The 13,335-nt window shown below is 70.1% G+C and carries 11 protein-coding genes; 4 read left to right on the top strand and 7 right to left on the bottom strand.

All coding sequences use genetic code 11. From position 1 onward, the window contains the following. Window positions 1-16: 16 nt before the first annotated feature. Both FB561_RS15505 and FB561_RS15500 read right to left on the bottom strand, forming a co-directional pair. Complete coding sequence (locus FB561_RS15505) at window positions 17-427, bottom strand: VOC family protein (RefSeq protein ID WP_202880624.1); 411 nt, start codon at window positions 425-427, stop codon at window positions 17-19. A gap of 10 nt (window positions 428-437) precedes the next feature. Next, on the bottom strand, window positions 438-881 hold the full coding sequence (locus FB561_RS15500; RefSeq protein ID WP_170284680.1) for a helix-turn-helix transcriptional regulator: 444 nt from the start codon (window positions 879-881) through the stop codon (window positions 438-440). A gap of 181 nt (window positions 882-1,062) precedes the next feature. Between FB561_RS15500 and FB561_RS15495 the strand changes: the two genes are divergently transcribed. From FB561_RS15495 to hypB, 3 genes are all read left to right on the top strand, one after another. Further along, on the top strand, window positions 1,063-4,911 hold the full coding sequence (locus FB561_RS15495) for a S8 family serine peptidase (RefSeq protein ID WP_145807301.1): 3,849 nt from the start codon (window positions 1,063-1,065) through the stop codon (window positions 4,909-4,911). A 63-nt stretch (window positions 4,912-4,974) separates the two neighbouring features. Further along, entirely contained in the window at window positions 4,975-5,304 is a 330-nt protein-coding gene (locus FB561_RS15490; protein WP_145807299.1) for a hydrogenase maturation nickel metallochaperone HypA/HybF, read from the top strand. A gap of 2 nt (window positions 5,305-5,306) precedes the next feature. Further along, window positions 5,307-6,125: a hydrogenase nickel incorporation protein HypB gene (gene hypB, locus FB561_RS15485; protein ID WP_145807297.1), complete on the top strand. Its 819-nt coding sequence runs from the start codon at window positions 5,307-5,309 to the stop codon at window positions 6,123-6,125. Window positions 6,126-6,147: 22 nt separating this feature from the next. Here hypB and FB561_RS15480 read toward each other — a convergent pair whose 3' ends face one another. Further along, the gene (locus FB561_RS15480) at window positions 6,148-7,845 is read right to left on the bottom strand and encodes a 13E12 repeat family protein (protein WP_145807295.1); all 1,698 of its coding nucleotides are present in this window, start codon (window positions 7,843-7,845) and stop codon (window positions 6,148-6,150) included. Between the two features lie 118 nt (window positions 7,846-7,963). Between FB561_RS15480 and FB561_RS15475 the strand changes: the two genes are divergently transcribed. After that, window positions 7,964-8,464 carry an AAA family ATPase gene (locus FB561_RS15475; RefSeq protein ID WP_145807293.1) on the top strand — a complete coding sequence of 167 codons (501 nt, stop codon included), beginning with the start codon at window positions 7,964-7,966 and terminating at the stop codon, window positions 8,462-8,464. Here the strand turns inward: FB561_RS15475 and hypE are convergent. The 4 genes from hypE to hypF are packed head-to-tail and all read right to left on the bottom strand — an operon-like array spanning window position 8,447 to window position 13,257. Beyond that, window positions 8,447-9,538, bottom strand: coding sequence for a hydrogenase expression/formation protein HypE (hypE, locus tag FB561_RS15470; RefSeq protein ID WP_238334829.1), 1,092 nt, complete (start codon window positions 9,536-9,538; stop codon window positions 8,447-8,449). The genes FB561_RS15475 and hypE overlap by 18 nt on opposite strands. Further along, window positions 9,531-10,661, bottom strand: coding sequence for a hydrogenase formation protein HypD (gene hypD / locus FB561_RS15465; protein ID WP_145807291.1), 1,131 nt, complete (start codon window positions 10,659-10,661; stop codon window positions 9,531-9,533). Before hypD ends, hypE begins: the two co-directional genes overlap by 8 nt. Next, entirely contained in the window at window positions 10,658-10,972 is a 315-nt protein-coding gene (locus FB561_RS15460) for a HypC/HybG/HupF family hydrogenase formation chaperone (protein ID WP_145807289.1), read from the bottom strand. Before FB561_RS15460 ends, hypD begins: the two co-directional genes overlap by 4 nt. After that, window positions 10,963-13,257 carry a carbamoyltransferase HypF gene (hypF, locus tag FB561_RS15455; RefSeq protein WP_145807287.1) on the bottom strand — a complete coding sequence of 765 codons (2,295 nt, stop codon included), beginning with the start codon at window positions 13,255-13,257 and terminating at the stop codon, window positions 10,963-10,965. The genes FB561_RS15460 and hypF overlap by 10 nt, the downstream gene beginning before the upstream one ends. Window positions 13,258-13,335 lie beyond the last annotated feature (78 nt).

The following is a 13,335-nucleotide window of genomic DNA, read 5'->3' as shown; positions in this document are numbered from 1 at the left end:
TGCGCGGGTGTGCGGGTTAGTTGACTTCGCTGATGCGGATGAGGTTGCCGGCTGGGTCTCGGAAGGCGCAGTCGCGGACGCCGTAGGGCTGCTCGGTGGGTTCCTGGACCACTTCGGCGTCGCCGCTCTGGAGTTTCTCGAAGGTTTCGTCGAGGTCCGGGGTGGCCAGGGAAAGGCCGGCGTACGTGCCCTTGGCCATCATCTCGGCGATGGTGCGGCGCTCGTCCTCGGTGACGCCCGGGTCGGCGCCGGGCGGGTGCAGGACGATCGCGGTGCCGGGCTGGTTGGGCGGACCGACGGTGAGCCAGCGCATGCCGGCGTACCCGACGTCGTTGCGGACCTCGAAGCCGAGCGTGTCGCGGTAGAACGCGAGCGAGGCGTCCGGGTCGGTGTGCGGCAGGAACGCGTAGTGAATGGTGATGTCCATGCCGCTCAGGCTAGGCGCGGGCGGCGGGCCGCGCTTCTCGATTCCTGATCGGTCTGGTCACCTGTTTCTCCACGCAGGCCGGGATCCCCGCGGTGCCCTCGGTCATCTGCCGGCGGTAGACGCTCGGCGGCACCCCGACCAGCTCGGTGAAGCGGGTGCTGAACGTCCCCAGCGACGAGCTGCCGACCGCGAAGCAGACCTCGGTGACGCTCATCTCGCCGATCCGCAGCAGCGCCATCGCGCGCTCGATCCGCCGCGTCATCAGGTACCCGTACGGCGACTCACCGTACGCGGCGCGGAACTGGCGGCTCAGGTGCCCGGCGGACATGTTCACGCCGCGAGCGAGCGCCTCCACGTCGAGCGGCTGGGCGTACTCCCGGTCGATCCGGTCCCGGACGCGGCGTAGCAGGGCCAGGTCGTTCAGCCGCTGCGCCTCCTCGGATCTGGTGGTCACCCTGAAATCGTGCCATATCCGTCTCCCCACCCCCGAGCGCTGCCGGCCCATCGACCCACCAGAAGCCCGGACCTGGCCGACATCCGCCATGGCGGGATCAGGCCAGCCGAGCGTCTTGCCGGGTCCCGCCCGGGCTGACGAGGATCGACGGTCGACCGCCCCGTGCTGAAGGAGAACCCCCGTGCGCATACCGACGTCCCGGCCGATCCGTCGCGTCCTGGCCGGGGTCCTCCTGCCGGTCGCCGTGGTCGCCTCCGCCCTGGCCGGTACCGCGGCCGCCGAAGCGAGCCCACTCGGCAAGATCGAACCAGGGTTGTCCTCGAAGCTCACCACGGCGCGGACCGACTTCTGGGTCCGGTTCGAGGCGCAACCCACGCTCGGTTCGGCCGCGCGGATCAAGGGCTGGAAGGCCCGCGGTGAGGCGGTGGTCGCCGGTCTCCGTGGCAAGGCGGACCGGGACCAGGCCGACGCGGTCGACGTCCTCCGGAAGGCGAAGACGGGCTACACCTCGCTGTACATCGACAACTCGATCTATGTCCGCAACGGCAGCCGCGAGCTCGCCGAGAAGCTCGCCGCCGATCCGAAGGTGGTCTCGCTCCGCCCCACGACCACGTACCAGCTTCCGGCCCCGACCGCGGGTTCGAGGACCAAGGCGGCCGCCGGGATCGAGTGGGGTGTCTCGGCGATCCACGCGGACCAGGCGTGGACCCGGTACCGCAGCACGGGTCAGGGCATCGTGATCGGCAGCATCGACTCGGGGGCGCAGTACGACCACCCGGCCCTGGTGTCGTCGTACCGCGGGACCGTCGGCGACGGCACGTTCAGCCATGACTACAACTGGTACGACCCGGAGAACGCGTGTGGGAGTCCGGTCCCGTGCGACAACGTCGGGCACGGGTCGCACACGCTCGGGACGATGGCCGGTGACGACCACGCCGGGAACCAGATCGGGGTCGCGCCGGGCGCCCGGTGGATCTCGGCCAAGGGCTGCGCGACGACCGACGGGTGTTCCGATCTCGGCCTGGCCCTGAGCGCGCAGTGGATGCTGGCGCCGACCAAGCTGGACGGGTCCGACCCGGATCCGTCCAAGCGGCCGAACATCGTCAACAACTCCTGGTCCGCGCCGGTCAACGACCCGTGGTACCAGGACTGGGTCCGGCAGTGGACCGCGGCCGGCATCTTCACGACCTTTGCCGCTGGCAACAACGGGCCGGCCTGCTCGACCAACGGCTCACCCGGTGACTACGCCGAGTCGTACGCCGTCGGCGCGGTCGACGAGCAGGGCAAGATCGCGAGCTTCTCCTCCCGCGGCAACCCGCAGTCCGGCGAGGTCAAGCCCGACATCGTGGCGCCGGGGCAGATGGTCCGGTCCAGCGTTCCCGGCGGGCGGTACGCCTGGTACAGCGGAACGTCGATGGCCGCGCCGCATCTCAGCGGCGCCGTCGCGCTGCTCTGGTCGGCCGCGCCGTCGTTGGTCGGTGACGTGGCCGCGACCCGGGCACTCCTGGACCGGACGGCGCACGATCGCGACGACACCAGCTGCGGCGGTACGGCGGCGGACAACAGCGTGTACGGCGAGGGCATGCTGGACGTGCTCGACGCCATCGGCAACGCGCCCCGGCCGGACGCCGGCCTGCTCACCGGCAAGGTCACCGACGCCACCGGATCCCCGGTCGCCGGGGCGAAGCTCAGTGCACCGGGCAGCGTGGTCGCGACTTCGGATGCCCAGGGCAACTATCAGTTGTACCTCGACGCGGGCGAGCACGATGTCACGGTCCAGCTGTTCGGCTACGACAGCCAGGTCCTCGGCAAGCTCGCGATCCAGGCGCAGTCGACCACCACGAAGGACATCACCCTGGCCGTCAGTCCGCGGTCGACGCTGAGCGGCCTGGTCCGGGACGGGTCCGGCCACGGCTGGCCGTTGTACGCGAAGCTGACGATCGACGGTGTCCCCGGCCAGTGGTTCACCAAGCCGACCACCGGCCGGTACTCGATCGACCTGCCGGTCGGCGCGGTGCACCGCTTGACGGTCCAGCCGATCGCCGCCGGGTACACCGCGAGCAGCTTCGACATCGAGCTCACCGAGGACACCCTCAAGGACGTGAACGTCCCCGTCGATCCGCGGAACTGCAAGGCCCTCGGGTACGACGCGCAGTGCGGCCGCGTGTCCGGCGGCCTCGTGCACGGCGTGGTCACGGACACGAACACCAAGCAGCCGATCACGGCCGCGACCGTCACCGCGAACGGGCACACAGCGACGACGATCGCCACGCCCGACGACGAAGGCCAACCGGACGGGCTGTACTGGCTGTTCGTGCCGCTCGGCAGTACGGAGAAGGTCAGCGCGTCCCGGAACGGGTACCAGGTCCAGCGCAAGGCGGTCGAGGTCGAACGTGACTGGATCACGTCGGCGAACTTCGCCCTCAAGGCCGGCCGCCTGACCGTGTCCGAGTCCGCCGTCGACGCGAGGCTCCGGCTCGGCAAGACGGCCACCCGCCAGGTCACCCTGCGGAACGACGGCACGGCACCGCTCACGTACTCGCTGGCCGAAGCACAAGGTGGATTCGACCTCCAGCGGCTGACCACTCCCACCGGCGCACCGGTTCGCCGTACGCCGGTGACTCCGCAGGCTGGTCGGGTCGTCAGCGCGTCGACCAGCTCCACAGCCGAGCCGAGCGCGAGTTGGTGGATGCCGGTGGCCGACTACCCGACGACCGTCAAGGACCACGCCGTGGCGACCTCCGGCGGACTCGTGTACTCGGTCGGCGGGGCTGTTTTCGGTGGCAGTGCGACCCCGGCCTCGTACGTCTACGACCCGGCGCAACTGCAGTGGCGGCGTCTCGCGGACATGCCGGAGGCGCGGCAGAAGCCGGCCGCGGGCTTCGTGGACGGCAAGCTGTACGTGGTCAGCGGGTGGGGTCCGCAGGGACCGCCCGCGGCGCGCACGATGATCTACGATCCCGCGGCGAACCGGTGGACCACCGGCGCCGACAACCCCAAGCCCTGGGGCGCAGCCGGCTCGGCGGTGCTCGACGGCAAGGTGTACTCCGTCGGCGGCTGCGAGGGTGAATGCCAGACGGCGACCACCGACGTCACGGCGTACGACGTGGCCCACAACCGGTTCGACCTGGTCGCGCCGTATCCGGAGCCGGTCTCGTGGCCGTCCTGCGGCGGGATCGACGGGAAGCTGTACTGCGCCGGCGGGCTCGGTGAGGGGTCGCCGCGGAGTTCGAACCGGAGCTACGTCTACGACCCGGTGAGCAACGCGTGGTCCCGGATCGCGGACCTGCCGGTCGACCTGTGGGCAAGCAGCTACGCGGTCGCGAACGGTCAACTGGTCGTCGCGGGCGGTGTCGCGGTGCGTTCCTCGGTACTCACCAACGAGACGTTCGGCTACGACCCCGAGTCGGACCGGTGGACCGCGCTGCCGAACAGCAGTCGCGCCATCTACCGCGGCGCCGCGGCCTGCGGCTTCTACCGGGTGGGCGGCCTGGTCGACGCGCGAGCGGTGCCGTACAGCGAGCAGTTGCCGGGCTTCGACGACTGCGAGGAAGCGGGAACAGACGCACCCTGGCTGAGCGAGTCGGCCACGACCGGCACCCTGGCCCCGAAGACGAGCGTCACCATCACCGTGACGCTGAACGCGAAGGTGGTCGCGCAACCAGGCGTGTACCGCTCGCGCCTCCTGGTCCGGGAGAACACCCCGTACGCCGCGGGCCCGGTCGACGTCACGATGACCGCGGACGCTCCGCCCAACTGGGCAAGGCTTTCCGGCACCGTGACCGCGAAGGCGTGCGACGGGAGCGTCCAGCCGGTACGGGACGCCGTGCTCGCGATCGACCGGCGGAGTGACTCGTGGACGCTGACCAGCGGGGCGGACGGCGGGTACGCGCTCTGGTTGCCGGGGAACGCGGTGAAGACCCGCGTCGTGGTCGCGGCGAACGGTTACCGGCCCGCGTCGGTGGACGTCGTACTGCGTCCGGGTGCGGACACGCTACTGCCGTTCACCCTGCAGCCGTTGAGCTGCTGAGGCCGGGCGGTCCGGTGTCCCCGGCCTTGCCGGACCGCCCGGCGCGGTTCTACCGTCCGAGATGTGCACGAGCTCGCGATCGCCGAGAGCGTGATCGGGGCGGTGACCGACAAGGTCGGGGACGGTCCGGTGACGGTGGTGCGCCTGGAGATCGGGAAACTCTCCGGCGTCGTGGTGGACTCGCTGCGATTCTGCTTCGACGTCGTCGCGGCCGGGACCGGGCTGGAGCGGGCGACGCTGGACATCGACGAACCGGCGGGCCGGGCGTACTGTCGGGACTGCGGTGACGAGTTCGCCCTCGAGGACCCGATCATGCTGTGCCCGTGCGGTAGCGCGAACCTCGACGTTCTCAGCGGCCGGCAGCTGAGGATCCTCTCGGTGGAGGTGGCCTGACGATGTGCAGCACCTGCGGATGTTCCGGCGAAGGCAGCGGCACCCGCATCTCCCTGATCGAGGAACATCACCACGACCACGGGGACGGTCATGACCACGGCCACGGTCATGACCACGGCCACGGTCATGGGCACGGGCATGGGCATCCGCGCGAGGAGAGCCGGACGGTCTTGCTGGAGCAGGAGATCCTGGCGAAGAACGACGGGATCGCCGCGGTCACCCGCCGACGCCTGACCGAGCGCGGGATCACCGCGGTCAACCTGATGAGTTCCCCCGGCTCCGGCAAGACGACGTTGCTGGAGGCGACGATCCGCGCGTTCGAGGGGACCCGCGAAACCCTTGTCGTCGAAGGCGATCAGGAGACCTGGCTGGACGCCCGGCGGATCCGCGAGACCGGCAGCCGGGTGGTCCAGATCAACACCGGCGCCGGCTGTCACCTGGACGCGGACATGCTGGCGAACGGTCTCACCGAGCTCGATCCGCCGGACGGCGCGCTGGTCTTCGTGGAGAACGTCGGCAACCTGGTCTGCCCGGCCCTGTTCGACCTCGGCGAGATCGCGCGGGTGGTGATCATCTCGGTCACCGAGGGCGCCGACAAACCGGCCAAGTACCCGTACATGTTCCGCACCGCCGACCTGGTCCTGCTGAACAAGGTCGACCTGCTCCCGTACGTCGACTTCGACGTCGACCTCTGCCTCGACCTGATCCACCGCCTCAACCCCGACGCCGAGTTGCTGAAGGTCTCCGCCACCAAAGGCGACGGCCTGGGTGCCTGGCAGCACTGGCTCACCACGCTGCAGCTGGACCCGGCACTCAGGTGAGTCGCGCCCTGTCGATCCGTCGTCAGCCTGGGCGGGCGTCGGCGTCGGCGTCGGCGTCGGCGTCGCGAGGATGGGCGTTGTCGGTGCGGCGGGTGCCGGTGTGGTCGACGTGGAAGGTGAAGCCGTGGGGGCTGGTCCATTCCAGGGCACCGTCGGTCACACGGCTGACCTTCCAGCGGCCGTGGGTTTTGACCCGGTGGCTGTAGCGCCGTAGCGGGATGAGTTTGGTGGTGCCGGTCTGCCCGGGTGGACCGTGCGGGTCGTAGGGCTGGATGTGGTCGAGGTCGGTGGCGAGCGTGGTCTCTGCGGTGCCGTAGGGGAACTGTTCGATGGGGTGGATGAGTTTGAGTTGCTCGCGCAGCCGGCGGGGGATTTCGTAGGCGTCGACGCTGATGGTGTCGTTCAGGTCGATCACCGGCCGGACCGAGTAGGGGCGGTGGCCGATGAGTTCGGTGAGCTGGGTGGCGAGGAGCGGCCCGGCGCCTTCGACCCGGGCGACGCCGTGGCCGGTGGCGAGGGTGTGGTCGGTGAGGTGGACGTAGATGGTGGTGCGGCTGGTGCGGGAGCCGGTGATGCCATCGAGTTGGGCCAGGTCGGCGTTGACCACCTGACGTGTGGGCACGCCGGAGTCCACCGGTGTCTGCTCGGCGGTGGCAGGGGTATCGGCAGGGATGTCCCACGGCTCCACTCCGCCTGCCTCGCCGGCGGCGCCCGCGGCCGCTGTCCCGACGGCGGCGTCCGGTGCCGCCGACTGCGGCGGTGCCTCGCGAGGTTGGACAAGTTCCAGCTGAGGGAGATCAGCCCGCAGTGCGCTCCCCTGCACCGGATCCGGCTGGACGGAACCGGGCTGAGCGGCAGTCGCGCCGTCTCCGGCAGCAGTCCCGCTGTTTGCGGCAGCAGTCGCGCTGTTTGCGGCGGCAGTCGCTGAATCGCTGGCCGCCGGCTGGGCAACGACTCCGGCGCGCCCGGCGGTGAGAATGGCTTGGGCATGGGCCGGGTCGGCCAGGATGCCCAGCGCCCGCGCCCGCCGCAGCCGCACAGGATCCGGATCACCCAGCGTCTTCAACGCCTCCGCCAGCGCGTCAATCGTGGCGTCGAAGCGCAGCACGTCACCGGTCGCGGCCAGGATCCACACCGACTTGGTGCCGTGATCATCGGCCCGCCCGACATACACACCACGCTCACGCGCCTTCCGCTCGGCAGCAGACCGGGCAGCATCCTGATCAGCGCGATAACGAGCAGCGGTGACGATCTTGCCGAGCCGGACCGGGGTGACGGTGTCGACGAGGCCGGCGACCTGTTCGTCGACGATCGCTGCAGCTTCTTCGGACAGGTCCAGGCAGGCGGTCGCGACCTTGCAGGCTTTCCACGGCGTCGCCTCCCCGTTCAACACCGTCGCCCAGATCCGCGGGAGCCGATGCCGTAGCGCCAACGCCTGCCCGATGTAGGCCGCAGCGCTGCCCGCCGACGTCCCGACCATCGCCCCGAACTCCGCCGGCGCGAACTCCGCAATCGCCGGACACCCCACACCCCCATAAACCACACCCCGCTCCCGCCCCTCCCCACCCCGAGCAGGCAACCCATCAGCACAGTGCAAATCAGCAAACACCTGCGCATGCACCAACAACCGAGCCTCAAGCCGATCGATCTCAGCACGATGCGCCGCGGCCGAGGTCAGTACCCCGGTCGCGTCGAGCTCCGCAACATCGCCATCGAACATGTGATCGACTATAGATCAACCAACCGACACCACCGCAAATCCACTATCCACAGACCCCCTTGTGGATAAGGCGAAACTAGTCAGCCACCCAAGATGGTCAACACACTAAGATGAGCGGATGCGACGTGTCTTGGTGACGGGGATGTCCGGGGTCGGGAAGTCGACCGTGATCGAGCGGCTGGCCGCGGACGGCCACACCGCGGTCGATCTGGACGATGCCGAGTGGTCCGAATGGGTGGACGTCGAGGACGATGACGGGCCGTCGCCGGAGAAGGCCGGGCAGGACTGGGTTTGGCGGGCGGACCGGGTCCGGGAGCTGCTCGCCCGACCGATCGAGCGGCCGTTGTTCGTCAGTGGATGCGCAGCGAACATGGGCCAGTTCGTGCCGTCGTTCGATGCAGTCGTCCTGCTCAGTGCGCCGAAGGACGTGATGGTGGAGCGGCTGACCACCCGGACCACCAACGTGTACGGCAAGGACCCGGCGGAGGTCGCGCGGAGTCTGGAGTTCAAGGATACCGTCGAGCCGCTGCTGCGCGAGGTCGCGACTGTCGAGATCGACACGCGAGCGCCCGTCGACGAGGTGGTGGCCGTGGTGGTGCGGTCAGCAGATGCGGGGTAGTTGTTCTCCGATCGGGGTGTCGACGACCCGGGTCGCGCCGAAGGCGGTGCGGGTGACGACCAGACCCGGGTGGTCCTCGACGCACTCGCCGATGATCGCCGCGTCCTGGCCCAGCGGATGGGCTCGCATCGCCGCCAGGACAGCGTCCGCGTCGCCCGGCGCGACCACGGCGAGGAGCTTGCCCTCGTTCGCGACGTAGAGCGGGTCGAGGCCGAGGAACGAGCACGCGTTCGCGACCGTCTCCGGGATCGGCAACTGACGTTCGACCAGATCGATCCCGGTCCCGGCCGCCTTGGCGATCTCGTTGAGCGACGTGGCCACGCCGCCGCGGGTCGGATCCCGCAACACGTGCAGGTCGGTCGTCACGTCCAGCATCGCCGCGACCAGGCCGTTCAACGGGGCGCAGTCGCTGACCACCTCGGTACCGAACGAGATTCCCTCCCGTACGCTCATGATCGCGATTCCGTGCACGCCGATCATCCCGCTGACGATCACCACGTCCCCGGGGGCGGCGCGTTGCGGCCGGATGTCCACGCCCTCGCGGACCAGCCCGACGCCGGCGGTGTTCACGAAGACGCCGTCCCCGTGGCCCGCGTCGACCACCTTCGTGTCCCCGGTCGCGACGATCACGCCGGCCCGCTCGGCCGCGGTGCCGAGGTCCTTCGCGATCCGCCCGACCACGGACAGCTCGACGCCCTCCTCGAGGATGAAGCCGCAGGACAGGTACGCCGCCTGCGCGCCGCTCATCGCCAGATCGTTCACGGTCCCGTTGACGGCCAGGTCGCCGATGCTGCCGCCCGGGAAGAACAACGGCCGGACGACGAACGAGTCGGTCGAGAACGCCAGCCGCGCACCACCGAGCTCGAAGACCGCCGAGTCGGTCAGCCCGGCCAGCACCGGATTCGCGAACGCCGGCACGAAGAGGTGCTCGATCAGCTCCCCCGACATCTGCCCGCCGCCACCGTGTCCCATCACCACGTTCGGGTGGTCGCGCAACGGCATCGGGCACGTCCAGCCGCTGAAGTCCGGCGGATCCGGGACCGACGGATCCGGCAGCGGGATCGGCTCAATCACCGCTGCTCACCGCCCCGGTACCAGCGGCCGCCGGTGTCTGCAGACGGCGGTACAGGTAGTACGCGGCGCACGCGCCCTCGCTCGAAACCATCGTCGCGCCGAGCGGGTTCCTCGGCGTACAGAGGGTGCCGAACGCCGCGCACTCGTGCGGCTTGATCTGCCCCTGCAACACCTCACCACTTCGGCAGATCGTCGACTCCTCGGTGGCGATGTCGCGGACCTGGAACCTGTACTCCGCGTCCCACTCGCGGTAGCGCTCCGACAGCCGCCAGCCGCTCCGCGGGATCATCCCGATCCCCCGCCAGGACCGGTCGGTGGTCTCGAACACGTCCTCCAGCATCGCCTTCGCGGCCGGGTTCCCTTCGTCCCGGACGGCCCGCTGGTACGCGTTCTCGACCACGTGCTCACCGCGTTCCAGCTGGGTCACCGTGCGCAGGATCCCGGCCAGGATGTCCAGCGGCTCGAACCCGGTCACCACGATCGGCACCCGGTATCTGTCGGCGAGCTCCGGGTACTCCGCGGTGCCCATCACGCTGCAGACGTGACCGGCGGCCAGGAAGCCCTGGACCCGGCAGTCGGGCGACTGCATGATCGCCTCGATCGCGGGCGGCACCCGGACGTGCGAGACGAGCAGGCTGAAGTTGGGGATGCCGAGCTTCTTCGCCTGGTACACCGTCATCGCGTTCGGCGGCGCGGTGGTCTCGAAGCCGATACCGAAGAACACCACCTGACGATCCGGGTTCTCCTGGGCCAGCCGGAGCGCGTCCAGCGGCGAGTACACCACCCGGACGTCGCCGCCCTCGCTCTTGATCCGGAACAGGTCGCGCCCGCTGCCGGGGACCCGGAGCATGTCGCCGAAGGAGCAGAAGATCACACCCGGCTGGGACGCGATCTCGAGCGCCTTGTCGATGATCTCCAGCGGGGTCACGCAGACCGGGCAGCCAGGGCCGTGGATCATCTGCACCCCGTCCGGCAGCAACTGGTCGATCCCGTGCCGCACGATCGTGTGCGTCTGCCCGCCGCAGACCTCCATCATCGACCACGGCTTCGTCGCCGTGGCGTGGATCTGGCCGACCAGGTGCTTGGCCAGCTCGGGATCGCTGAACTCGTCCAGGTACTTCATTGCGCGGCCCCCCACTCGGTCCCCGGCGGCCGCCGCTCACCGGCCTGCTGCGCGGCCAGGCCCCACTGGTCGCCGAACTCCTCCTCCAGCGCGCCGAGCTTGCGGTACAGCTCGAGCGACTGCCGGGCCGACTCCTCGTCCAGCCGCTGCAGCGCGAACCCGACGTGCACGATCGTGTACTCGCCCTCCTGGAGGTCGGGCAGGTACGCCAGGCAGACGTCCTTGATCACGCCGCCGAAGTCCACTTTGCCCATCCGGGTCCCGTCCTCCTCCCGGATCTCCACCACTCGTCCCGGTACGGCTAGACACATGCTGTTCCCTCCTTCCGTTCACGGGCCGCGACAGCCAGTTGCCCGAGCGCCAGACCGGCGTCGGTGGGCGGCACCCGGTGCGGCCGGAGCACGGTGAACCCGCCTTCGGTCAGCGCCCGGCAAGTTGCCGACAGCAACACTTTGTTCACGAACACGCCACCGGACAGAGCGACTGTGGACAGCCCGTCGGCCGTCCTGATCCGCTCCGCCTCCGCGACAATCAGCCCGGCCACCGCTCGGTGGAACCGGGCACTCACCACCCCGGCGTCCACCCCGGCCAGCACGTCCCTGACGACGGCAGCCAGCACCGGTGCCGGGTCGATCTCCTCACCCTGTAAGGCGAACTCGTACCCGCCCCGCTCGTCGGCGACGGCCAGGCCCTCCAGCTCGATGGCGGCCTGCGCCTCGTACCCGACGCGGTGACACACTCCCGCCAACGAGGACACCGCGTCGAACAACCGGCCCATGCTCGACGTGGGTACGCAGGCGATCTCGCGCTCCAACTGCGCGGCCAGCAGGTCCCGTTCCGCGCCGGTACATTCGGCCACGGACGGCAGCCGCGGATCCCACGGCAGCCCGGCCGCTCGCAGGTGCGACAACGCCATCCGGCAGGGATTACGGACCCCCGCGTCCCCACCCGGCAACGGCACGTACCGAAGATGGGCCAGCCGCTCGAACCCGTCGTACGTCGCGCGCATCGCCTCGCCGCCCCACACAGCCCCGTCATCGCCGTACCCCGTGCCGTCGAAGGCGAAGCCGATCACCGGACCGTCGTGCCGGTGCTCCGCCATCACCGAGGCGAGGTGCGCGTGGTGATGCTGCACGCTGACGACGGGCCGTCCGGCCGCATGCCGAAGGGCCCACTGCCGCGATCGGTACCCCGGGTGCTTGTCGGTGACCAGGAGCTCCGGCTGGACCCCGGTGAGCAGCTCGAGGTGTTGCTCCGCCTTCTCGAACGCGCGCAAGGTGGCGAGGTTGTCCATGTCGCCCACATGCCCGGACAACCACGCGTACCGGCCGTCGCCCAGGCAGAACGTGTTCTTCAGGTCCCCGCCCACCGCCAGCGTCGGCCGCACCGGGATCGGTAGGTCGATCGGGAACGGCGCGTACCCGCGGGAGCGACGGACCGGCAGTTCGGCCCTGTCGACGATCCGGACCACCGAGTCGTCGCACGGCACGTGGATCGGCCGGTCGTGCCCGAGCCAGGCGTCCGCGAGCGCGGCGAGCCGTACCTCGGCCTCGTCGTCGGCGGTGACGATCGGCTCGCCGGAGAGGTTGCCGCTGGTCATCACCAGCACGCACGGACCGGGTTGGTCGAACAGCAGCTGGTGCAGCGGGGTGTACGGCACCATGATCCCGAGGTCGGGGTTGCCCGGGGCAACACTCGGCGCGATTCCGGAGCTGGATCGACTCCGCAACAACACGATCGGCCGCAGGTGACCCGCGAGCAGCTCGGCCTCCGCGTCGTCGATCTCCGCGATCGATCGTGCCGCGGCCAGGTCGGCCGCCATCACCGCGAACGGCTTGTTGCCGCGGTCCTTGCGCTTCCGCAAGGACGCGACCGCGGTCTCGTCGGACGCGTCGCAGACCAGGTGGAATCCACCCAGCCCCTTCACCGCAAGGATCCCGCCCGACCCGAGCAACAGATGCGCGACCGCCAACGCCTCCTCGCCGTACCGCGGTTCGGTGCCGGGCTGATACAGGCGAAGCCGGGGACCGCAGAAAGGACAGGCGATCGGCTGCGCATGGAACCGGCGGTCCGCGGGATCGGAGTACTCGCGCCGGCAGTCCGGGCAGAGCGGGAACGCCGCCATCGTCGTGGCCGGCCGGTCGTACGGCAGCCCGGTGATGATGGTGAACCGCGGCCCGCAGTTCGTACAGCTGACGAACGGATGCCGGAACCGCCGGTCGGCCGGATCCGCCAGCTCGGCCAGGCAGTCCGCGCAGGTCGCCACGTCGGGTGAGACCAGGGTCCGGCCGGTTCCCGCGGCGGATTCGAGGATCACGAACTCGGTCCCGCCGGCCGGCTCGACCGCCTCGGCCTGGACGCTCTCCACGACGGCGAGAGGCGGGGCGTCCACCGCGATCCGCCGGGCGAACGCGGCCACCGCGACGGCCGGTCCCTCGACCTCGGCGATCACGCCGGCCGCGGTGTTCGCGACCTGACCGGACAGACCCAGCTCGCGGGCCAGGGCGTACACGAACGGGCGGAACCCGACGCCCTGGACGACCCCCGTCACCAGCAGGCGATCACGGACCCGCGTGCCATCGATCGTTGCCCTCACCCCACCGGTGTGGCCGCCGAAAATTCGCGCATTCCGTCAACGACGGACTCTTTTTCGCAGCCTAGACCCGGGCGACGG

The sequence above is a fragment of the Kribbella amoyensis genome (assembly GCF_007828865.1).
Taxonomy (GTDB): Bacteria; Actinomycetota; Actinomycetes; order Propionibacteriales; family Kribbellaceae; genus Kribbella; species Kribbella amoyensis.
The sequence above is the reverse complement of the archived record's forward strand: the minus strand, read 5'-3'. Positions and strand labels throughout refer to the sequence as shown.

Bases quoted from the DNA above. Each gene is read 5' to 3' on its own strand.
- FB561_RS15505 (WP_202880624.1), bottom strand. From the start codon at position 427: ATGGACATCACCATTCACTACGCGTTCCTGCCGCACACCGACCCGGAC.
- hypB (WP_145807297.1), top strand. From the start codon at position 5,307: ATGTGCAGCACCTGCGGATGTTCCGGCGAAGGCAGCGGCACCCGCATC.
- FB561_RS15480 (WP_145807295.1), bottom strand. From the start codon at position 7,845: ATGTTCGATGGCGATGTTGCGGAGCTCGACGCGACCGGGGTACTGACC.
- FB561_RS15475 (WP_145807293.1), top strand. From the start codon at position 7,964: ATGCGACGTGTCTTGGTGACGGGGATGTCCGGGGTCGGGAAGTCGACC.
- hypD (WP_145807291.1), bottom strand. From the start codon at position 10,661: ATGAAGTACCTGGACGAGTTCAGCGATCCCGAGCTGGCCAAGCACCTG.
- FB561_RS15460 (WP_145807289.1), bottom strand. From the start codon at position 10,972: ATGTGTCTAGCCGTACCGGGACGAGTGGTGGAGATCCGGGAGGAGGAC.